Raw genomic sequence first — 22627 nt, 5'->3', positions numbered from 1 at the left:
AAAAATCTAGCGTTTGACCGCTCGATTGACGGAAATTACATCCCTTTGGTGAAAGTACGTGTAATGACGTCCTGTTGCTGCTCTGGTGTCAGTGCGTTGAAGCGCACGGCGTAACCAGATACACGGATAGTCAGCTGTGGATACTTGTCTGGGTTAACCACGGCATCTTCCAGCATTTCGCGGTTCATCACGTTCACGTTCAGGTGTTGACCACCTTCGCGGGTCTCGTTATGAGCGAAGTAACCATCCATCAGTGCAGCCAGGTTAGCGCGGCGGCCGTCGTCATCTTTACCCAGGGCATTTGGCACGATAGAGAAGGTATAAGAGATACCGTCCTGTGCGTGAGCAAATGGCAGTTTAGCAACAGAAGTTAGCGAGGCGATAGCGCCTTTCTCGTCACGGCCGTGCATTGGGTTTGCACCCGGTGCAAATGGCGCGCCTGCTGGACGACCGTCTGGTGTCGTACCCGTCTTCTTACCATAAACCACGTTTGAGGTGATGGTGAGGATAGACTGAGTCGGGATCGCGTTACGGTACATCTTCTTGTGACGGATCTTAGCCATGAAGCGCTCAACCAGCTCGGTGGCCAGGTCATCGACGCGTGCATCGTTGTTACCAAACTTAGGATATTCACCTTCGATGTCGAAATCGACGGCGATGCCGTTTTCGTCACGAATTGGCTTAACCTTGGCAAACTTGATGGCAGACAGTGAGTCGGCAGCAATAGACAGACCGGCGATACCACAAGCCATGGTGCGACGTACGTCTCTGTCATGTAGCGCCATCAGGGCCGCTTCGTAAGAGTACTTGTCGTGCATGTAGTGAATAGCGTTCAGCGCAGACACATATTGGGTGGCTAGCCACTCCATCATGGTGTCCAGGCGGCCCATCACATCGTCAAAGTCCAGGACTTCATCTTTGATTGGCTCAAACTTAGGACCTATCTGAGTCTTAAGCTTCTCATCCACACCGCCGTTGATGGCGTAAAGCATTGTCTTGGCCAGGTTGGCGCGGGCGCCGAAGAACTGCATGTGTTTACCAACAACCATAGGGCTCACACAACAGGCGATAGCGTAGTCGTCAGAGTCGAAATCTGGACGCATCAGGTCATCGTTTTCGTACTGAATAGAGCTGGTGTCGATAGAGACCTTAGCGCAGTACTTCTTGAAGTTCAGCGGCAGCTTCTCTGACCAAAGCACTGTGATGTTTGGCTCAGGGCTTGGACCCATGTTGTACAGTGTGTGCAGGAAGCGGAAGCTAGACTTAGTCACCAGAGTACGGCCATCAAGACCCATACCCGCGATAGACTCGGTAGCCCAGATTGGGTCGCCAGAGAATAGCTCGTCGTACTCAGGAGTACGTAGGAAGCGCACCATACGTAGCTTCATCACGAAATGGTCAACCATCTCCTGGGCTTGCTGCTCGGTCAACACGCCATTATTGATGTCGCGCTCGATGTAGATATCTAGGAAGCTAGAGGTACGGCCTAGAGACATAGCTGCACCGTTTTGGCTCTTCACTGCGGCCAGGTAGCCGAAGTAGGTCCACTGAATCGCTTCTTTAGCGTTGGTTGCAGGACCTGAGATGTCACAGCCGTAGCTGGCAGCCATCTGCTTCATTTGACCCAGGGCTTTGTGCTGCTCGGCGATCTCTTCGCGTAGCTGCATGGTGGCTGAAAGGTCTTCACCCGCTTCAAACTGCGCTTGCAGTGAGCTGAATTGAGCAAATTTTTCCTGCATCAGGTAGTCGATACCGTACAGGGCGATGCGGCGGTAGTCACCAATGATACGGCCACGGCCGTAGGCATCTGGCAGACCTGTCAGTACGCCAGACTTACGGCAGCGCATGATCTCAGGGGTGTAGATGTCGAACACGCCTTGGTTGTGGGTCTTGCGGAGCTCTGAGTAGACATACTTGATGTTTGGATCCAGTTCGCGACCATAGGCAGCGCATGAACCTTCGACCATGCGGATACCGCCATTGGGTAACATGGCACGCTTAAGTGGCGCGTCTGTTTGTAGACCGACAATGGTTTCAAGATCTTGGTCGATGTAACCTGCTGCATGAGAGGTAATGGTAGAGACTTTGTCGGTATCGAAATCAACCGGCGCGTGGGTGCGGTTTTCCTGTTTGATACCTTCCATCACTTTGTCCCAAAGCGCACTGGTCGCTTCGGTGGCGCCGGCTAGGAAAGATTCGTCTCCTTCATAGGGCTTGTAGTTCTTTTGAATAAAGTCGCGTACATTTACTTCAGACTTCCAATCACCAGGAGTAAAACCTTCCCACGCTTTGGTGAACAGCTCAGTTTTTTCGGTCATCGTACTAATACCTTCTGTTTGAGATAAAGGTTATTGGTTATCGAGAGGCTGTCACTGCAGACGTTGCGATACACCAATAGCTATTCTTCGCAGCTCCCTTCAATGTATTACCCGGATGATGGGAACTGAATTATCGAACCGGTAAACCGTGTCGATTTAAATCTGTTTTACGCGATATCCGAAGCCGTTTGACACTCACTGTCTAAATTGATTCGGTTATCGTTAAATTGGTAAGACCAATTAACCATGTGCATAGTACCATATCTCCCTAGGCGCTGCATCTGAATCGGTCCGCTTTTGCCCGAGTTAATGCCAAAATTGCTATCGGGTTATCATTTTTGGCGCAAAATTTCGTTTGCATCTCACCTAAGAGTCGGTTATTTGCGCGAGGTGGTTCACACCTTTGTCTGACTGTCCGTGACATTGAGGATAAGGGCGATTCCCCGGAGTTATGAGCACCATGCCCATAGGGCATATTGATGCCTGTTATCAGCAAGTTTGATGTAAGTATAGGGGAGATAAAAATGAAGAGGGCCTAAGCCCTCTTCGTCGTCGTTTGCGCGATTAAAGTAGCGCTGGGATCCCTTGAATCATCCCCACCGCGAGCATGGCGGCGAGACAGATAACAAAGGCCAGACCCGGAATGATCAGCCTGTCGGCCAGGCTTAGGCTGGCGGCACGTTCTTTATCACCAATCAAGCCGTTATTGTCTAACAGCATGGTGAGTGCCCAGGCCAGCACAGGGTTGGCGACGAATGAGGCGAAGATACAGATCCCCGCCGCCTGGCTGCTTTGGGTGTCTTTCACCATCTGCATGCCGGCTTCCAGTAGCGGCAGGAATACGCCTACCAGCAACGCGATTGACATAACAGGGCGCCATACGGTGACATCCATTGGGTAACCCAGTACCGCGACTATGATACACAGGCTGCCCAGTAAGATGGCGCCGGCAGGAATAGGACGCTTAGCGATCGCCGCCGGGATCATGTAGGTACCCCATGAAGAGGTGATGTTACCACCACCCACAGCCGTACCCACGATTTGACGTAGCGAGCAGGTGGTCATGGTGTCATCCACATCCATCAGCACTTTCTCTGTGCCTTTAGGGTAGTTCAGCTCCTGGAAGATACGGTGACCGAGGAAGTCTGGTGACCACATGGCAACCGCCAGGATGGCGAAAGGCAGTGATGCGATGAAGTGCTCGAAGTTAGGTAAGCCTAGCTGCCAGCCGTGTTCGGTAGAGCCCCACCAGTACACTGGGTTCAGGTTAGGGATGCCAGGGGCGGTAACAAACTGCAGATCTAAGCCGGCGCCGAGGGCGAAGGCCAGCGCAATTGCCGCGATTGAACAAAGCGGAATAGCCAGCCAGCGTTTACCCACCTTGGCCAGGTAGGCGTAGAGAACGACGTTCACCAAGAGGATGAAGAAGGCCACATAGCCCAGGCTATAGTCCAGGGCGTGCTTGGCCTGCAGGCCGCCGGCCCAGTCAAACAGCGAGGTGATCTGACTCTTAGCGCCCATGAAGCCCAGGAAGACTAAGAGTCCCCCCGCGACGCCGCTGGAGGTGAGGTTTACCAACCTGGAGCCCCCCTTAAAATAACTGAGTAGCAGACCAAAGATACCCAGAAGGATCGCAAGCGCTAACGGGTGCGCACCGGCTAAGGCGATGGTACCAATAAGTGGGATCATGGGGCCGTGGTTGCCGCCAAGGTTAGCGCGAGGGTTGATAAAGCCGGAACTGATGATACAGAAGAGCAGGGCGGGGATGAGCATTTCGACGCGAACCACCTGAATGGCGAATTCGGCGCCCAGGTTGATGTGTTCCCAGCGCTCACTCAGGCCCGACGCCCAGGCGGCCATTACGGCGGAATACATTACCGTGATGCCGATAGTACCAGCGATGGCGGGTACTAAGTCTTCCCACTCGAAGCGGAAGTCGCGTCCCGGCAGGTTGAGGCCCCAACGTCTGGGCTTCATGATCTGTAATTCGTGGTCTAAATATTCTTCACGAGTGGCAAACTCGCTGGCAGGACGGTGAAGCGCCTTGTAAGTCAGCTCAGAGGCTTCCATCTCTTCTTTTTTGACTGTTTCTGACATAATTTCTCATTCTCCGAAAAGAACTTATTGACTCATCAATTCGATGAAGACTTAGAGGTAATCCTTGCAAGTCAGCGAGTGTCGTTTGTTGAAAAACCCCCAGGTGCCACTCGAGTAACTTGTCCGCCCCCTAGAATGGATAAAACACCCTAAATCCGGCGAGCAGTTGCATCCCTAACGCTGTTTAAAATTGGTCTGACCAATTTACCTCATAAATCTTAACATAGTGAATTTCACCTGACATTAACTATCAATAAACTTGAAACTGGTGATTAGATGATTTGGGAGCTAGTTAACATCTTGTATCGCCATTTCAGATCAATTTTTACATTAGGCATATATATTGCGTTTGGATATGGATCGCGCCTTTTGTCACTTTTGGGAGCCACTCCCCCCATTCTCTGCAAATTAGAGATGCCTCGCACGGCTCACATTTTTGGCTGGGGCAGGCTTCACAAAAAGCCTGTGCGATGTGCGTCGCGTCTCGAAAATGCTCATCTGCGTCTGCCGCTTCGCCTCCAGCGCGCCCACACAAAGGATTCGCCAGGGATGTTAATCAAGATGCCTTATAGCTTAGGCAATAGGTGGTTAGTTGCCAGTTTGCTTGGTGAGCCGTACGCCTTTACACCTCATGGGCGCTTTTATCTCTATTTTCCTAAGTAACATATGTTTTCTTATAACTTATTGTATTTAATCGCTTTAAAGGTTATTTGTTGCTGACTTAACAACTTGCTTACCTCCAGGTTTGGTTATCAATTTTACTGATTGTCTCATTCATTATTATCAAATTTTATTTCGCCTTTTTAATGGCTAATCTCGGCATCAGAGAGTGAGGCAATAGGCTAACTCTTTGTAAAAACATTTATTAATCAATAGCCGTCTTTCGGGACTTGGCACTTGCGGAGATGATGTTAATGAAATTTCACCCCTGTTTTACGCTCGGCTGGAGATGGACGCGCCATGACGATACCTAATCTAGTGCCACTTGCAGCCAGGCGGGTCGAGCCAGCGCCTTCGATCGAGCCTAGTCTGTGTCAACGCGCCGCGACTTATGGTCAGGAGAAGGTAACTAAGCAGGCGATGCAGTCTATCGGCCAGGCGATGTTTGCCGGCGCCTTTATCGCGCTCGCCTTCGTGTTTTATCTCACCGTTACCACGGGGGCATCTGGCGATTGGGGCATGGTACGACTCGTTGGCGGCCTGGCCTTTAGCCTCGGGTTGATGTTGGTGGTGATCTGTGGTGGTGAGCTGTTTACCAGTAGCGTACTGAGCAGCGTCGCCTGGGCGCAGAAACGTGTCAGCACGCGGGAGCTGCTCGCCTGTTGGGGACGCGTCTATCTGGGTAACTTTTGCGGCGCCATGTTCATGCTGGCTTTGATCCTCAGTGCCAAGATGTATCTGTTAGACGGTGGACTCTGGGGCCTCAACGCCTTAAAGGTCGCCCAACATAAGCTGCACCACTCCTGGGGCCAGGCGTTCGCACTGGGCATCTTATGTAACATGCTGGTTTGTTTGGGGGTTTGGATGACCTTCGCCAGTAAGGAGGCGCTGACTAAGGCCATCTTGTTAATGCTACCCGTGGCGATGTTTGTCAGTAGTGGCTTCGAGCACAGCATAGCCAATCTCTTCATGGTGCCGCTGGGGATCGCCATTAAGCAGTTGGCCATCTGGGACTGGTATCAGATCCCCGGATTTACCGCCGAGCAGTTTAGTGATCTGACGCTGCTTCATTTTCTGACCAATAACCTGATCCCTGTGACCGCGGGCAATATCGTCGGCGGTGGCTTAGTGGTGGGGCTGGGTTACTGGTGGATAGATTCAAGTAAGGCACATGTTGGCCCACTCGCTCAGGTGACATCTATGACGGTGCATCTCGAGCCCGTGTTAAGCCGCAGTGATCAGAGTAACAGACAGGACAACGGCAGCGAGCTCGCTGCACATTCAATCTCAATATTATCTAGTAAAGCTTGTAGGGGAGAGACCCAAATGCCTAAATCGATTCAAAAATTAAATGTCAGCGCGCTGATGGAGCAGACACCTTTTACCCTAGCCCCCGAGCTGTCTGTATATGAGGGGCTTAAGCAGCTCAACGAGAAGCAGCTGCGCGGCGCGCCTGTTGTTGATGCTAAGCAACGCCTGCTGGGTTTTGTCTCTCAACAAGATCTGCTGCGTAGTCTCTGGTCAGAAGAGTTTGTCCGTGGCATTAGCTACAAGGTGGCCGATCTGATGCAGACCCGGGTGTTGACGGTAACCCCTGATGATGCGGTGGCCGATCTGATAGAGGTGATGGTGGTAGATCGTGACAAGCTGTTTCCCGTGAGTGACATGGGCGTTTTGACCGGTCATACCTATGCCAGTTACGAGGAGCGACTGCGCCACGCCAGCGCCAGTAAGCCCAGCTGTTTTCCTGTGGTCAGTGAAGGCAAGTTAGTTGGGGTGATTAACCGAGAGTCCATCGTAGCCAAGGTATGCGCCATCTACGAATAGTGGCCAAGACCAGCTGTAAACAACAAAAAAGGGGCGAATGCCCCTTTTTAATGTCTACTGAGTTGCTAGCTCAACTGTCTGTTCGATTTGCAGTTCAATTGCCTTTTCAATTGCCCGTTCAATTGTCTACTCATTTTACCTGTGAGTTAAGCCGTCAGTGAGTTGGGCAACTAATTCCTAATTGCTATTTAGTGCCTTTGGCGTGCTGGCGATGTTTGCTCAGGCGTCTGGCCTCGGTGATCACGCAGTCACGTAGCGGATTCTCGCCTGAATCGCAGCGCCATACGAAGGAGAGGTGCCTCTGCATATTGAGCTGCGGGGTCGGTAGGATAACCAACTCGCCGGCGGCGACCTCTTTCTCCACATCCAGGAAAGGTAGGCTACTCAGATAGGGGCCATTCTTTACCAGGGCCTTGAGCAGGGAGACATGCTCATACTCTTTCCATACGTGAAGCTTTTCGATGACGCCGTGTATGGCTCCCTCGAAGATGCGGCGGGTCCCGGCGCCTTGCTCGCGCAGCACCCATCTTGCCTGTTCAAGCTGCGCCAGGCTGATGTTGGTCTGCTTGGCATAGGGATGATGAGGCGAGGCGACTACCACCAGATGATCGTCTAACCATTGCTCCTGATAGAGACGGCTGTCGTCGTTGCGGCCTTCTATGATGCCAAAGTCATATTCGTAATTAAGTAAGCCCTCGACCACGTTCTCGGTATTCTCCACTGTGAGCTCGATCCTAAGTTCAGGAAAATCGGTATCGATTTTACTGATGAGCTCAGGCAGCAGATGTTCGGCGGCCGTCTGACTCGAGCATAAACGGAAACGACCACTTATAAGGTGTTGTTCGTGAAGGCCTAATTCGATCTGTTGAGCATCCTGTAGCAGGCGTCTTGCCCTTGGGCGTAACCAGTTTCCCCAGTGGCTGAGGGTGAGGCGATTGCCCTGTCTGATAAACAGCGGGCGGCCGAGCAGGTTCTCCAACTGGCCAAGGGACATGCTGACTGCAGACTGGGTCATCGACAGTTTTCGCGCCGCGGCACTCACACTCTCTAGGCTGGCTACGGCATCGAACACCATGATTTGTTTTAGTGAGTACTTCATCGAGCTTGTGGCGTCCTAACTGATTTAAACAATAAAGAAAACTATCAATAAAATTGATGCTTGTGTGATATTGATTGTATGAGCGCCCGAATGCTTTCACAAGTAAAGCGTTGATTTTATCTAAGTTACTCGACCTGCCTCACTCTTTGGCGACGTCTTGTGCGCCCCATGACAATTTTGACCAATACGTGAATCCTATCCAGGGATGCTTGAGCAATATGGCCGCCTGATCTGAGCGCTATCCCTTATTCGCTGGTAAGGGTGATTCTTGTGCAGTGAAAAGGGAATTGGTTTATATTGGCGGGCAATAACTTAGATTCCAAGAATAACCATGGAAAAACAATGGCAAATCAAGCGCCTTCCCCGGCGGTGAACCCGCAAAATAAAATCCCTTTACCCGATACTTTAGTGATCATCTTCTTCGTGGCTTTGGCTGCCATGTTGCTGACCTATCTGGTGCCAGTCGGCTCCTTCGAGACCCAGGAGATCCATTATCTTGCCGATGGCGTCGAAAAACAGCGCAGTGTCGTCGACCCTAACTCGTTTCGCTTTAGCCTGGATGAGGCCGGAGAGCATCTCAAGCAGCCGGTCGCCTTGTTTGAGGGAGGCGGAGGCGTAGGTTTCTTTAACTTTGCTTTCGAAGGCTTAACTTCGGGTTCTAAGTGGGGCACCGCCATCGGGGTGATCATGTTTATGCTGGTGATAGGCGGCGCCTTCGGCATAGTGATGGAAACCGGCACCATAGATAATGGCATCATAAGGCTTATTGATAAGACCCAGGGTAATGAGCGCCTCTTCATTCCCGTGCTCTTTATCCTGTTCTCCCTTGGCGGCGCCGTGTTTGGCATGGGGGAGGAGGCGATCGCCTTTGCCATCATTATCTGCCCTTTGATGATACGTTTAGGATTCGATGGTATCACCACTGTGATGGTGACTTATGTGGCGACTCAGGTGGGCTTTGCCAGCTCCTGGATGAATCCCTTCAGCGTGGCGATTGCCCAGGGCATCGCCGGCATTCCCGTGCTGTCGGGCGCTGGGGTAAGGGGCGTCATGTGGGCAGGCTTCACCCTGATGGGGGTGATCTTCACCATGCGCTACGGCGCCAAGATCCAGGCCAATCCCCAATGCTCACTCTGTTATGAGTCGGACAGATATTTTCGCGAGCATCATGCAGCGAGGGAGTTACAGAGCCGGTTTAATCTCGGCGATAGCCTGGTGCTGCTTACCATCTTGCTAACGGTTATCTGGGTGATTTGGGGCGTTGTCGCTAACGCCTGGTTTATTCCCGAAATCGCCAGTCAGTTCTTTGCCATGGGGATTGTCGTGGGGATGATTGCGGTGATCTTAAGGCTCAATGGTATGACGCTGAATCGTATGGCGACCAGCTTCAAACAAGGCGCTGGCACCATGCTTGAGCCAGCTCTGCTGGTAGGCTGCGCCTCGGGGATCTTGCTGCTTCTCGGTGGCGGTAAGCCTGATGAACCAAGCGTACTTAACACCTTACTCAACAGCGCAGGCAGCTTGATTGGCCAATTACCTGCGGTCGCCTCGGCCTGGTTTATGTTGCTGTTTCAGTCGGTGTTCAACTTCTTTGTGACTTCGGGGTCGGGTCAGGCTGCCTTGACCATGCCCTTGATGGCGCCCCTTGCCGATATCGTTGGTGTGTCCCGCCAGGTGGCCGTGTTGGCCTTTCAGTTGGGGGATGGTTTTACCAATGTGCTGGTGCCGACGTCGGCGTCATTGATGGCCACATTAGGTGTGTGTCGTGTCGATTGGGGCATTTGGGTCAAGTTTATCTGGCGTTTCATGCTAGCGCTGTTTTTGGTCTCTAGCCTAGTGGTAGTCGCCGCTCATTATCTCGGCTTTGTCTAAGAGCAAGTTTTTAATTTTGGCAATAAAAAACGGCATCCTAGGATGCCGTTTTTTCATTAAAGTTCAGTTAGATTAGAACTTCACTTCACCTTCTAGGAACCACTCACGACCACGTGCGTTGTACACTGAACGTGGGTAGTGCGGCCAAGAAGTATCGGTTGGGTCAAAGTTAGGACCTGCATCGAACAGGTTAACTACGCCAGCTTTCACCTTGATAGCATCAGTGATGTTGTAACCTGCAGTCAGGTTCCACTTAGTTTGTGATGCCACTTCGTGTGCGCTTTCGTCGAATGTTTCGTTGTTGTCGATAGCAGATTGCTTGAACGTCTTGTATTGAACACCGTGCATACGCGCAGTGTGGTAAGCACCTAAGGTTGCTTCGAAGTCATCGATGTAGTAACCCAGTACAACGTTTGCACGGTACTGTGGCAGACCACCGTTTTCTAGATCGTCTTCAACTGGATCAGTTGGTGACAGTTGGTACTCAGACAACAGGATGTAAGTACCGGTGAAGTTAAGCTTCAGCTCACCAATGTTGTCCAGATCCCAACTATAACCAGCAGTGATATCTAAACCACGTACTTTTTGGAATGCCAGGTTCTGTGCAACGGCGTTCACGTGAGTGATAGTGCCGCTTGCATCACGAGTCAGCATGCTTTCGTACTGTTCGTATTCACGAGCAGCCTTGCTAGCGCTGATGTCGCTAACCATGTCATCCAGTTTCCATTCCCATAGGTCGAATGATGCGTTGAGTGCATCACCGCCCCATACCGCGCCTATGTTAGCTGTGTAACCAGTTTCGGCTTCCAGATCTTTGTTAGCACCTGTTGTAGTGTCTACGTGAAGTTCCTTACAAACAGCATTCAGTGTTTCATCGCCTGGGTAGCCCTGACCTGGAATACCACCAAGTGCTTGACACTGTTTGAAATCGATAACAGTAGAGAAGCCCTTAGTCGCATCACCATATACACGATGCATGTCTGGTGCGCGGAATACTGAGCTGATAGAACCACGAACCAATAGTTCGCTTAGTGGACGGTATTCAATAGTCAACTGTGGAGACAGGTTGCCACCGAAATCATCGTAGCGGTCATAACGTAGTGCCGCGTCGACAGTCAGTACGTCAAGAACAGGTAGGCTCAATTCGGCATAAGTTGCCCAGAAAGAACGCTCACCGGCACCTGAAGAACCACCAGTGGTCAGGATGTTACCTTTCTTAGACTCTGAATCTGTGTTGGTTTCATAGTCTTGCTCTGTGTACTCAGCACCGAATGCAAACTGAGCGTCACCCGCTGGCATTTCGAACGCCATACCAGAGATGTTAGCCTGGATGTTCTTCTGAGTAGACTGAGCCTTCTCAAATGGTGAGTAAGAGGCTTGTTCTACATCTTCTGCGCTCATGTTCTTCAGCAGAGAGTTGCCGTTTTCACCGGCAGTGATGTAGTCGAACATGCCGCCAACAGTAGCATAGCCACTGCGGAACACGTCTACGTTAGTACGGCCGTAGTTAACTGATGCATCCCAGCTGTATTCATCAGCCAGTGTGCCTTCCAGACCAGCGGTGAAGAAGTAGTTACGCGTCTTAGTCTCGCCAGCACGGTTGCTGAACTCGTGTAGACGACGTAGGTAGTTGTAATCACCATCGGTTGCGTTGGCGAAGTCACCGCCTAGGGCAGTAGTCTTGTCGTTGAAAGTCTTGCTTAGATCGCCATTGCTTACGGTGACGCTGTTGCCTGCGACTTTGATGTCGTAGTCATTGATCGCCATAGGCTCGATGTTAGTGGTAGATTTCGCTTCGGCGAAATCTAAACGACCTACGAAGCTAATGTCATCGGCCAGCTCATAGTTGAAGTTGGTTGAGCTGATGAAACGTGAGCTCTTAGGTTGTAGGTCGCGCCATTCTGAACGGTCGAAACCACACAGAGAGCCAGTCCACAGGTAACCGCCAGCGGTACATTCTTCTTCAGTCAGTTGACGTGCGCCAGTACCAGAACCTACGATGCGAGCACCGTATGAGCTGTAAGCAGAAAATTCGCTGTATGGTACTTTGTCAGTGTGTAGACCGAAGTTTTCACGATCAGTCGCTTTTAGCTGCTCGTTATCGGTAAATTCGATGAAAGTCGATACGTTACCGCGATCAGATGAAGCACCTAGAGAAAGCGCGATACGGTCACTTCCGCCGCCACCGTTTGTGGTGTCACCGTGACGGTACTTAAGTGCTACACCTTCGAAGTCTTTTTTCAGGATGATGTTGATCACACCACCAACGGCGTCAGCACCGTAAATAGCAGAACCACCAGATTGCAGTACTTCGATACGTTGTACCGCTTCCATAGGCAGGTTAGCAGTATCTACGAAGTTATCGGTACCACCAGATGGCTTTGGATATTGGTTTAGACGCTTACCATTGATCAGTGTCAAAGTACGGTTAGCACCGGCGCCACGTAGACTGATAGATGAGGCGGCTGGTGTGAAACCATGAACTGACTGGGTGGTCATTGCACTGGTGGTTGAAGTTAGGCTTTCCAACGCATCTTGAACGTTAGTGAAACCCTGTTTCGCCATGTCTTCTGCGCTCATGACGGTAACAGGTGTAGCCGTTTCCATATCGGTACGCTTAATACGTGAACCTGTTACTTGAATACGTTCTACGCTGTCTTCGTCCGCCGAATAAACGGCAGGTACGCTTAGTGCTGCCGTCGCGGCACCACCAATTAATGCGAAACGAACAGCTTTAGCCAATATAGAATTAGGCTGCATTGTGTTTCTCCCTGAGACTTATTTTAATTTTTGATTTGAACACTTATGGACTGACCGCTTTTATTCGATCTAAGTGTCGATCTTTATTTAGTAAAAACTTTTCAAATATTTACTTATATTGATAAATCTTTACCTCGTGCTCGATATAATCATAGAGAGGTAACAACTGCAACAAGGCGGCTACAGCCGATACGTCTGCTTACGCACTTAGATTTTTATCTTTTTTTTAACAAATAAAAAACAATTAACATTGCAAAGTGGGTGTTAAATAAGCGATTTATTTCAAAATACTTCTAGATGTTATATTTTGGGGTTGTCTGTAGCGATGATGTGAAATCTCGTGGGGTTATTTGTTTTTCACTTGTTTTTATTTTTGTGGGTGGTTGTTTTTTACTTGTGTTGTTTGTTATTTAAAAAAAATACAAAAAATATGAAAAATATTGTGGAAATGATTTGTTTGTGACCAAAATCACCGCTATTCATGTCTGTTTAATTGTTTGTTTATTGTTAACGGCAAGGTGTGAGGGGATTAATTTCTAATACTAATGTGCGGTGCTTTTCTTAATTCATGGTCTATTTGGCGCCCATGATAAGTCATTATTATTAAGTTTGAGGGTTAGGCTTGTTAAATCTGTGTTGCTCTTTTCCGCTCGACTATTTGCACCAATGAGAGGGCAAAAGGAAGGAAAAGGGAAAGGGAAAGGGAAAGGGAAGTCACCTTGACGGGCGACGGTTTGTTGGCTGAGAAGGTGCTTAGCAACACATTTGGCCCAGCCGAGTTGGCTATTAAGCTTATTAATCTAGTGTCTATACATCTATTAACCCAAACCTAGCGCTATTTAACAGAGTACACATCGGTACTATAGAGACTAGAGAAAATAGAGAGCTAGGTAGACCGCAAGCGTGAGGTCATTGGTCTACCTAAGATTTTTAAGGTTAAAGATTTAAGATTAAAGATTTAAGAATTTAGGTTTAAGTTTTTAAGGCTTTCTACGACAGCGCAGCAAGGTATGACCTAGTCCTATGTTATCGATATCCTCGTCGACATAGAGGCCCGCCGATGAGATCAGCTTGAGCAGATCTTTGGAGTGGTACATGCGGCTATTGCCGTTTGCCATGGCAGTGAAGTAGAGCGAGGTGGCATTGACACAATAGGCACCGGCCTCACAGGGTTGTCTGTCCCAGAAGGTCTCTAAGATACAGAGTTCGCTATGGGAAGCCATATTGGCGGCGGCCAGTTTTAATATGGTCAGTATCTGCTCCTCGGAGAAGCAATCTAAGAACTGACTCATCCAGTAGAGATCCCCTCCCTTAAAGAAAGGCGTATCCGCCTTTAACAGATCACATTCGAAGCCATGGATACGTTCACTCAAGCCCTTGTCTTTGGCATTTTCCATGGCGACCTTCAGCTGACCCGGGAGATCCATGATGGTGACTTCGACGTCGGTATCGTAGCGGGTGCAGGCGAGAGCCCATTTTCCCGTGTTACCGCCGATATCCACCAGTGTCTTCGGCTTGGCTTTAAAGATCAGTGGCATCACAGTGCCAAAGGCGTGATCGGAATAGAAGTGGTCGAACTCGAACCAGCTCTGCTTGGCCGCCGGTGGCAGCTGGCTTAGGCCAGGATAGATGGTCTGCCAATCGCCAAACACCTTCAGACCACTGGCTTCGCCATTCTCCAATGCCTTGTCGAGCTCGAACATCCCTTGATAACAAACGTCATGGTTGAAGTTAAGGTTGACTCTGGACATCTCATCGTGAAGCAGGAAGTGGCCTATCTTGTCCAGGTGAAAGCCTTGATCATCTTGCCAGACGAGCCCCATGCTCAGGGCCATATCCAGCAGGACACCAACGCCATAGTCTGACAGCTCAACCAGACTGGCGAGCTGTGGGCGGCTCGAGCCAGGTTTAGCTTCGATTTGGGCTAATAGATTAAATTTCAGCAGGCAACGGGCAACCTGGAAGGTTATGGGAGCGAATGCGATTTTCTGTGCTTCAAATTTGGCATCAAATGCCGATATCTGTTTCGGCGATTGGTAAAAGTCCATCAGAGTCCTGACGCTTGAGTGAGTGCAATGTCATCCACTCTAGCCCGATCCTCAATTTAGGACATCAAGTCTATGTCGTTTTATCGACCTGGCTCGCGAAAACAGTCCCAAGATAGCCGAAATTATCTACGATACAAGGCGTTATTGATCGTTGAGAAGGGGCGTGTAACGACGCTGTGCTAGGTCAAGTGTTACTCAGGTGTTAACATAGCATCAGCTCTGTCGCCGACGGCTTAGATCGATAAGGATAGAATTAATGCAGCAACCTCTTAGTTATGTTGGACGTATCACCCACAGGGCCGATGGTGAGGCGCGGCGGGTGGCCATCTTAGAGGCGACTCTAAGCTTGATCGTCAAGGAGGGGGTTCGCGGCGTGCGTCATCGCGCCGTGGCAACAGAGGCGCAGGTACCGCTTGCCTCGACCACCTATTACTTTAAAGATATCAAAGATCTGATCAGCGACGCCTTAACCTACTTTGCCGAAAAGACCCTGTGGATGAACAACACTCTGGAGCAGAAGAGTTTTCAGTTGCTCGAGGCGCTTAAGGCAGACAGTCACCAGGTGGCGCCGGACAAGGTGGCGGCTCATCTGACCGATTTTCTTTGCGAGCATATTCAAACTCAGGTGAGTCACAGGGACGATCGTATTCTCGAGGTCGCGTTTCACGAAGAGGCGCTGCGCAATCCTGCGCTCGCCGAGGCGATTCAGCTGTTGGACAATGACTTTGTCAGCACTATCGAGCAGTTTTTTACCGCCTTAGGATCAACCACGGCCAATGCCGACGCCCATCAGCTGTTGGGGCTGATTCGTTGGGTGGAGTATCAGAGTATTATCAGTGGCAATCTAAACAGTGACTTTCTGCAGCGGACCCTTGGTGCCTGTATCGACAAGATCCTGCGTGCCATAAAATAAAGCCCCAATAGTTTAAAACTATCGGGGCCTCAAGTTAGTTAACCTGCCTTAGTAGGCGAGTCTTACTGAACGTTTTCCGCGTCACCAAATTGGCCTTGGAACAGGACTGAAGAGAGGTAACGCTCGGCCGCAGATGGCAGGATCACTACGATGTTCTTGCCTTCAAATTCTGGCAAGTCGGCGATACGGTTAGCCGCAACAACCGCTGCACCCGAAGAGATACCTACCAGGATACCTTCCTCTTTCATCAGACGCTGGGCCATCTCGATCGCTTCTTCGTTGGTCACGGCTTCTACGCGATCGATCACGTCAAGGTCTAGGTTGCCAGGGATGAAACCTGCGCCGATACCTTGGATCTTATGTGGACCAGGCTGCACAGGTTGACCAGCCATGGTCTGGCCAATGACAGGAGAGTCTGCAGGCTCAACGGCAACCGAGGTGATCGCCTTACCCTGAGTTTGCTTGATATAACGACTCACACCGGTAATGGTGCCGCCGGTACCCACGCCCGCCACAACCACATCGACTTCACCGTCTGTGTCGTTCCAGATCTCAGGGCCTGTGGTCTTCTCGTGGATCTCTGGGTTCGCTGGGTTATCGAATTGACCTAATATCAGGTATTTTTCTGGTGCAGATTGACGTAACTCTTCAGCCTTGTCGATGGCGCCCTTCATGCCCTTGGCACCTTCGGTCAGCACCAGATTGGCGCCCAAGGCTTTAAGCAGCTTGCGACGCTCGAGGCTCATGGTGTTTGGCATGGTCAGGGTTAGCTTATAACCACGGGCCGCGGCGACATAGGCCAGTGCGATACCTGTGTTACCTGAGGTCGGCTCAATCAATTCTTTGTCTTTAGTGAGCAAGCCCTTCTTTTCGGCGTCCCAAATCATATTCGCGCCAATACGACACTTTACACTAAAGCTAGGGTTACGGGCCTCAACCTTGGCGAGCACATTTCCCTTGCTGACGCGATTTAGGCGAACAAGAGGTGTATTACCTATGGTATATGAATTGTCTTCGAAAATTTTACTCATGGATTACTTGCTCCTTAATGTATACAGCTAAATCATAGTGTGGTTTGGGCGCATTAGAAATGATAGTTTCATCTTCGTTATTCTTTTCTGTTATAAAAGCTGTCACTTATATCATAATTACATCGCTAAGGGGGCTGGTCTAATGGGGATCCTATTGATAAGTTAGCGAAATGTATCAAGCCCGCTAGCCAAAATAAGCAGAATAAATCGCAGGGAGCAGATGAGTGAGCAGCACAAACGATAGCATAGGGGATGTGGCAAATATGCCGAGCACAGCGCATGGATCTGCGAGCCCTGAGTCAGTTAAAAAATCTAAGACAAAAGCTCCAAACTCCAAAGGTCCTAAGACCAAAGACCCTAGGATCAAGGACCCTAAGACAATAGTCACCCCCTTCGCCTTTCATGTGGCGCCAGAACTGCTCTATACCCCGCTGGCCTCGCCACTCAAGCGCGGCCTAGCGATGCTGATCGATGGTTTGCTGATTAGCGTGTTAGCAGAGCAGGCCGGCGCCCTGTTCATTCTCCTGGTCGGTTTAACCTTAGTCATTGAGCGTCGCAGCCATCAACTGGGCAAGGCGCTGAAGTGGGGCCTCTATCTTGCCATGCTCTTGATGACAATCTGGGTCACCAGCGACAACATCATCTCCTACGGCGATGCGGATAAAGGTAAAGACGTGGAGAAAGTGGCGCAAACCACAGGCCAGCAGGCGGAGTCCTTGAATGCACTTAAGGTCATGCCGCAGATCATAGCCCTTAGTCTGTGTGAGGAGGCAAGCTGCGCCGACGAGAAATTAATCAAGCTGCTTAGCGCGATGGACAGCTTAAAGGCAAGCGACAGGGAGAAGGTGGCGCTGGCATCTCAGCTGATCGACGAGCTGTCTCTGCCGAGTCAGGAAAAACAACTACTGATGAAGCGCCTAAAGCAGGCTTACCCTAATGGCTATGCTGTGAAGCACGGCGAGGATAAGCAAGACGTGGTTAAGCTAGAAGCATTGAAGCAAGAAGCACTGAAGCAAGAGGTGAGTAAGACAGGCCCGGCGCCTAAGGCGGAGCTAGATGGGACTGAAGCAGCGCTGGATAAGCAAGTGAGCAAGGTCGCCGAGCCAAGCCAACAAGCCTTAATGGATGAGCCAGCGGCGCTCGGGATTGACCCGGATAAATTTGATGAGGAGGAAGATAAGCCTTCGCCCTACAGCCTGCTGGAATGGGCCAAAGGTATCTTAAACGATCTCGGGCTCGGCTTTGGCTGGGCCGCCTTCTACTTTACTATCTTTACCGCCTGGTTCGATGGCCAGACGCTGGGTAAGAAATTGCTCAACATTCGGGTGGTGCCGCTGGATGCCTCATCTATCTCGCTATGGGATGCCTTTGGACGTTATGGCGGCTATGGCGCCGGTTTCGCCACAGGTTTACTCGGATTCCTACAGATATATTGGGATGCCAATCGTCAGGCGATTCAAGATAAAATCTCAGAAACTGTCGTTGTTGATCTCTCTAAGCCAAGAGAAATCCCAGCAGAGGAGAGCTCCCCTGAGGTATACGGTGGCGCCTGATTCGTAATAAAAAGGCCTGCAATTGCAGGCCTTTTCTTTTGAAGTGAGCTTTATTCAGGGGCAATCTGCTCATTGCGATAGGCGGCGCGGTATTTGTCGACCCACATAGAGGTGGCGCCACAGATGGCGACTGGCATCACGATAAAGTTGATGATGGGGATCATCGAAAACAGGGTGACCGCGGCGCCGAAGCTAAAGCTGCTGCCCTTGGTCTGATTGAGGGCAAACTTCATATCATTAAAAGGCACCTTGTGATTATCGAAGGGATAGTCACAGTATTGGATCGCCATCATCCAAGCGCTAAACAGAAACCAGAGTACAGGGGCGGCGGTCTGGCCGATGAAAGGCACCCAGAACAAAATGAGAAACAATATGGCTCTGGGCAGGTAATATTTCAGTTTCATCCACTCGCGCCCCAGGATACGCGGCAGATCTTTAATCAAATCTATAGTGCCACCGGTATTGAGGTCTTTGCCGGTGAGATACTGCTCAACCTTCTCCGCCAGCAGGCCGTTGAAGGGGGCGGCTATCCAGTTCATGACGGAGCTGAAGATAAAGGAGAGCACCACCAAGAGGGTGAGCACCGCCAGCGGCCAGAGCAGGAAGTTCAGCCAGCTCAGGTACTCCGGCAGTTGACCATTGATCCATTGAAACACCTGCTCCAGCTGGCCGATGGCGAAGTAGATCACCGCCGCAAACAGCACCAGGTTGACGCTCAGCGGGATGAAGACGAAGCGTCTCAGCCCCGGCTGTTTGATCAGCCGAAAGCCGTCGAGAAAATAGTTCACGCCACTCTTAGCGGGCTTGCTTGCTTTTTGATTCATAGTCTTATCTGAATATCCTTATGTCTTGCTTAAGGCCGATTGTGTGTCAGCCCTGTTGTAAAAACAAGGGTGAAATCACGCCGCTTAACAGAAAAAACGTTACAAAATGCGGCATGCTTTGATAAAGTGGCTAGCAATAATAACAGCGATACCAAGCGCGCCTCCCAATAGACGACCAAACTGGCACAATGAGACTCACACAGATAAAACTTGCTGGATTTAAGTCGTTTGTCGATGTCACTAAAATCCCTTTTAACCAACCGCTTACGGCAATTATTGGCCCTAATGGCTGTGGCAAGTCCAATGTGATTGATGCGGTGCGCTGGGTGCTGGGCGAAAGCTCTGCCAAACACCTGCGCGGCGACTCCATGGCTGACGTTATCTTTAACGGCTCCTCGGCCAGACGCCCGGTCTCCGTGGCCAGTGTCGAGCTCAGCTTCGACAATCAGCAGGGCCGTCTGGGCGGTCAGTACGCCAGCTATCAGGCGATTGCCGTGAAGCGTCAGGTGAGCCGGGACGGCGAATCCAGTTACTTCCTCAATGGCCAAAAGTGCCGCCGTAAGGACATTACCGATCTCTTCATGGGCACGGGACTTGGTCCGCGCAGCTACGCCATTATCGAGCAGGGCACCATCTCACGTCTCATCGAATCTAAGCCTCAGGAGCTGAGGGTCTTCATCGAAGAGGCGGCGGGGATCTCCCGCTATAAGGAGCGACGACGCGAAACGGAAAACCGTATCCGCCACACCCGCGAGAACCTCGAACGCCTAGGAGATATCCGTCAAGAGCTGGGCCGACAGATAGACAAGCTGGCCGAGCAGGCCGAGGCTGCGCGTCAATATCGTGCGCTGAAGCAGACGGAGCGGGATCAGCAGGCCCAACTCGAGGTGGCTAAATATCTGGAGCTGAGCGCCCAATCTGACAAGTTATCCCAGGAGATAGAAGCCAAGACGCTGACCCAGAGCGAGGGCGATGCTGGGCGAGAAGCTCTGTCGCGCAATTTGACCGAGCTTAAACTCAAACTCGATGAGCTTGAGCGCCAGGAGCAGCAACAGGTCGAGGCCTTCTATCTTAACGGTAATCAGATCGCCAAGCTCGAACAGGAGGTCAAGCATCGCCAGCAGCAAGATGCGCACCTCAAGCAGCGTATCAGGCAGGACCAAGAGAAGCTGGCGCTGTTAAAGGCGCAGGAGCAGGCGCTTATATTGGCGCGCGGCGATCTCGATGAACGTCAGCACGATGCCCGGCAGGCCCATCAGACCTTGCAGCTGCAGCTCGAGCTACTCGATGAGCAGCTTGGCGAGGTCGAGCTATCACTGGAGCAGGCACAGGAAGCCGAGAGTCAGGCCAAGCAGGCGGTTAACCAATGCCAGCTACGCCTGGAACTCACCAAGGGGGAGCTCAAGCATAAGCAGAGCGCCCTGGCTCAGCTTAAGTCGCAACATCAGAGCGCGTCACGCCAGCTCGAGCAGTTATCCCATCAGGATGAGAGCGCCAATCTTGCGCTGCAACATGCTCAGTGTGAACGGCTCGCCGAGCGGCTCGATGAGCTTAAGGGCGAGATCGAGCAGGGGGCTGGCACTCAGTCTCAGCGACAGGAGCAGGCGCGCCAGACCCAGGCGCAGGTCGATGCCCTGTCGCAGTCCCTGGCCGAGGAGAGAGGACGTCTGGCGGTGGTCAAGCGTATCTTACCTCAGGAAGACGCGCTTCAGGGCCGCGCCCTCTGGCAGGCGATTCAGGTCACGCCCGGCTGGGAAGCGGCGGTCGACCTGTTGCTCGACGGTCTGCTCACCCAGAAGGTGAGTGACAAGCCAAGAGCAGAGGAAACAGAGAATGAGAGCGGCTTTGAGTTAAGCAGATCTCAGCAGTGGACTGGGCTGAGCAGCGAGGTCAACCTGGCGCCCTGGCTGTCTAGGCTTAGCTGGGTCGATAGCCTGAGTCAGGCTAAGGCGATGCTGGATTCACTTGAGGATGACGAGCGCATCGTCACCGCCGATGGCTACATAGTGGGTAAAGGCTTTGTGCTGCAAAAGGCCGAGCAGGGCAGCCAGTTGGTGCAGCTCAAGGCCGAGCAGGAAGCATTGGAGCTCAGCATAGCGGCCAGTGTCGAGGCGATCGATGAGCGAAGGGCGGTGCTTGCCGAGGTCAATCAGGGCTTGGATGAGCAGCGTGAAGCAATGTTGCAGCTAAATACCAGCTTGCAGGGGACGCAGCTTGAGCGTGAACGTCTGATGGCGCAGGCTCAGGCGACCCAGGAGCGTATCGCCCAGCAAGGTGAGCAGCAAGCCAGGCTGAAGGCCTTGCTCGAAGAGCAGACCGGCGAGCTCACAGCCGTGGAGCAAAGCCTGAGTGAGCTGACAAGTCGCCGCGATCAAGACGAGGCGCAGCTGACTGAGCTGACGCGCTCAGCCGACAGTCAGGTGGCGGGACTTGCCGATCGCCGCGCCCAGCATAAGGCGCTGGGCCGCGAGCGTCAGGCGTTGGCGCAGCAGTCCCAGCAGCTACAGCAATCGCTGCAGGCGATCAATACCGAGCAGGCGCTTAGCCGCCAGCAGGGTGAGCAGCTCGAGCGGCAGATGAAGGAGCTGGCCCAAGAACTGAGCGAGCTTCAGGGGCAACTCGAGGGGCAGGATAAGCTAGATGGTAAGCTGCAAGCCGATGCCATGACGGCCCAGCTCAATGATGCCCTGGCGCGTCAGGGAGAGGCGCAGGCGGCGCTCGATGCCCTGCGCCTGCAGCAGGCTGAGCTGCAAAATCAAGCAGACGAGATCAGCGCCAAGCAAAAACAACAACTTGGCAAGTTAGATCACTTGACTCAAGCCATCAGCGCGTTAAAGTTACGTCGCGAAGGAATAAAAGGTCAAATTGACAGTCAGTTAGCCCAGATCAAGAGCCAAGAGGTGGATATCGCCGAGGTGCAGGCAACGCTGGATCTGACTGTATGCCTGAGCCATCGTCAGAAGGCGCTGGAGCGCACAAAGGCGCAGATCGAACATCTTGGCGCGATAAATTTGGCGGCGATTGAAGAGTTCGAGCAGCAGAGTCAACGCAAGGCCTATCTCGACAGTCAGGATGCGGACTTGGCCAAGGCCCTTGGCAGCCTGGAGGAGGCGATTCGCAAGATCGACCGCGAGACCAAGACGCGCTTTAAGGAGACCTTCGATAAGGTCAACCAAGATCTCGGAGTGCTGTTTCCTAAGGTGTTTGGCGGCGGCAGTGCCTATCTGGCGCTGACCGATGATGATCTGCTGGAGACTGGGGTCACCATTATGGCCAGACCGCCGGGGAAAAAGAATAGTACGATTCACCTGCTTTCGGGTGGAGAAAAAGCATTAACCGCTTTATCATTGGTATTTGCGATTTTCAGGCTGAATCCGGCGCCATTTTGTATGTTGGATGAGGTCGATGCGCCGCTCGATGATGCCAATGTCGACAGGTTCTGCCGACTGGTAAAAGAGATGTCTCAGAGCGTGCAATTTGTTTATATTAGTCACAATAAGATCACCATGGAATTGGCCGATCAACTAATAGGTGTCACTATGCACGAACCAGGGGTTTCACGCATAGTTGCCGTCGATATCGATGAGGCGGTGGCATTAGCCGACGCAGTATAATTTTGGGAAAA

General features: G+C 51.6%; 12 protein-coding genes. 5 read left to right on the top strand and 7 right to left on the bottom strand.

Features of this window, described 5'->3' with window-relative positions; all coding sequences use genetic code 11:
* Nucleotides 1-35: 35 nt before the first annotated feature.
* Nucleotides 36-2318 carry a formate C-acetyltransferase gene (pflB, locus tag K0I63_RS12400; protein ID WP_011866187.1) on the bottom strand — a complete coding sequence of 761 codons (2283 nt, stop codon included), beginning with the start codon at nt 2316-2318 and terminating at the stop codon, nt 36-38.
* A 564-nt stretch (nt 2319-2882) separates the two neighbouring features.
* The gene (locus K0I63_RS12395; RefSeq protein ID WP_011866186.1) at nt 2883-4415 is read right to left on the bottom strand and encodes a DUF3360 family protein; all 1533 of its coding nucleotides are present in this window, start codon (nt 4413-4415) and stop codon (nt 2883-2885) included.
* Between the two features lie 960 nt (nt 4416-5375).
* Between K0I63_RS12395 and focA the strand changes: the two genes are divergently transcribed.
* Nucleotides 5376-6902 carry a formate transporter FocA gene (gene focA / locus K0I63_RS12390; RefSeq protein ID WP_220081237.1) on the top strand — a complete coding sequence of 509 codons (1527 nt, stop codon included), beginning with the start codon at nt 5376-5378 and terminating at the stop codon, nt 6900-6902.
* Between the two features lie 184 nt (nt 6903-7086).
* Here focA and K0I63_RS12385 read toward each other — a convergent pair whose 3' ends face one another.
* Nucleotides 7087-8001: a LysR substrate-binding domain-containing protein gene (locus K0I63_RS12385; protein ID WP_220081236.1), complete on the bottom strand. Its 915-nt coding sequence runs from the start codon at nt 7999-8001 to the stop codon at nt 7087-7089.
* Nucleotides 8002-8343: 342 nt separating this feature from the next.
* Here K0I63_RS12385 and yfcC point away from each other — a divergent pair, with 342 nt between their 5' ends.
* On the top strand, nt 8344-9873 hold the full coding sequence (gene yfcC / locus K0I63_RS12380; protein WP_220081235.1) for a putative basic amino acid antiporter YfcC: 1530 nt from the start codon (nt 8344-8346) through the stop codon (nt 9871-9873).
* A gap of 72 nt (nt 9874-9945) precedes the next feature.
* Here yfcC and K0I63_RS12375 read toward each other — a convergent pair whose 3' ends face one another.
* Nucleotides 9946-12633, bottom strand: a complete 2688-nt coding sequence (locus K0I63_RS12375) for a TonB-dependent receptor (protein ID WP_220081234.1) — start codon at nt 12631-12633, stop codon at nt 9946-9948.
* 980 nt (nt 12634-13613) lie between these two features.
* Nucleotides 13614-14681 (bottom strand): methyltransferase, encoded by a 1068-nt coding sequence (locus K0I63_RS12370; protein WP_220081233.1) that lies wholly within the window; start codon nt 14679-14681, stop codon nt 13614-13616.
* A gap of 256 nt (nt 14682-14937) precedes the next feature.
* Here K0I63_RS12370 and K0I63_RS12365 point away from each other — a divergent pair, with 256 nt between their 5' ends.
* Nucleotides 14938-15594 (top strand): TetR/AcrR family transcriptional regulator, encoded by a 657-nt coding sequence (locus tag K0I63_RS12365; RefSeq protein ID WP_220081232.1) that lies wholly within the window; start codon nt 14938-14940, stop codon nt 15592-15594.
* A gap of 62 nt (nt 15595-15656) precedes the next feature.
* On the opposite strand, the gene cysK is transcribed toward K0I63_RS12365, so the two are convergent.
* Nucleotides 15657-16625 carry a cysteine synthase A gene (gene cysK, locus K0I63_RS12360; RefSeq protein ID WP_011866179.1) on the bottom strand — a complete coding sequence of 323 codons (969 nt, stop codon included), beginning with the start codon at nt 16623-16625 and terminating at the stop codon, nt 15657-15659.
* Nucleotides 16626-16888: 263 nt separating this feature from the next.
* Here cysK and K0I63_RS12355 point away from each other — a divergent pair, with 263 nt between their 5' ends.
* Complete coding sequence (locus K0I63_RS12355; protein ID WP_220083438.1) at nt 16889-18178, top strand: RDD family protein; 1290 nt, start codon at nt 16889-16891, stop codon at nt 18176-18178.
* A gap of 50 nt (nt 18179-18228) precedes the next feature.
* Here the strand turns inward: K0I63_RS12355 and cysZ are convergent, their stop codons facing one another.
* Nucleotides 18229-19002, bottom strand: a complete 774-nt coding sequence (cysZ, locus tag K0I63_RS12350) for a sulfate transporter CysZ (protein ID WP_220042768.1) — start codon at nt 19000-19002, stop codon at nt 18229-18231.
* A gap of 188 nt (nt 19003-19190) precedes the next feature.
* On the opposite strand from cysZ, the gene K0I63_RS12345 reads away from it, so the two are divergent.
* Nucleotides 19191-22616: a chromosome segregation protein SMC gene (locus tag K0I63_RS12345; protein WP_220081231.1), complete on the top strand. Its 3426-nt coding sequence runs from the start codon at nt 19191-19193 to the stop codon at nt 22614-22616.
* Nucleotides 22617-22627 lie beyond the last annotated feature (11 nt).

Source organism: Shewanella rhizosphaerae, from assembly GCF_019457655.1.
In the GTDB taxonomy this organism is placed as follows: domain Bacteria; phylum Pseudomonadota; class Gammaproteobacteria; order Enterobacterales; family Shewanellaceae; genus Shewanella; species Shewanella loihica.
Note: the sequence above shows the minus strand (reverse complement) of the source record. Positions and strands in the feature narration are given on the sequence as shown.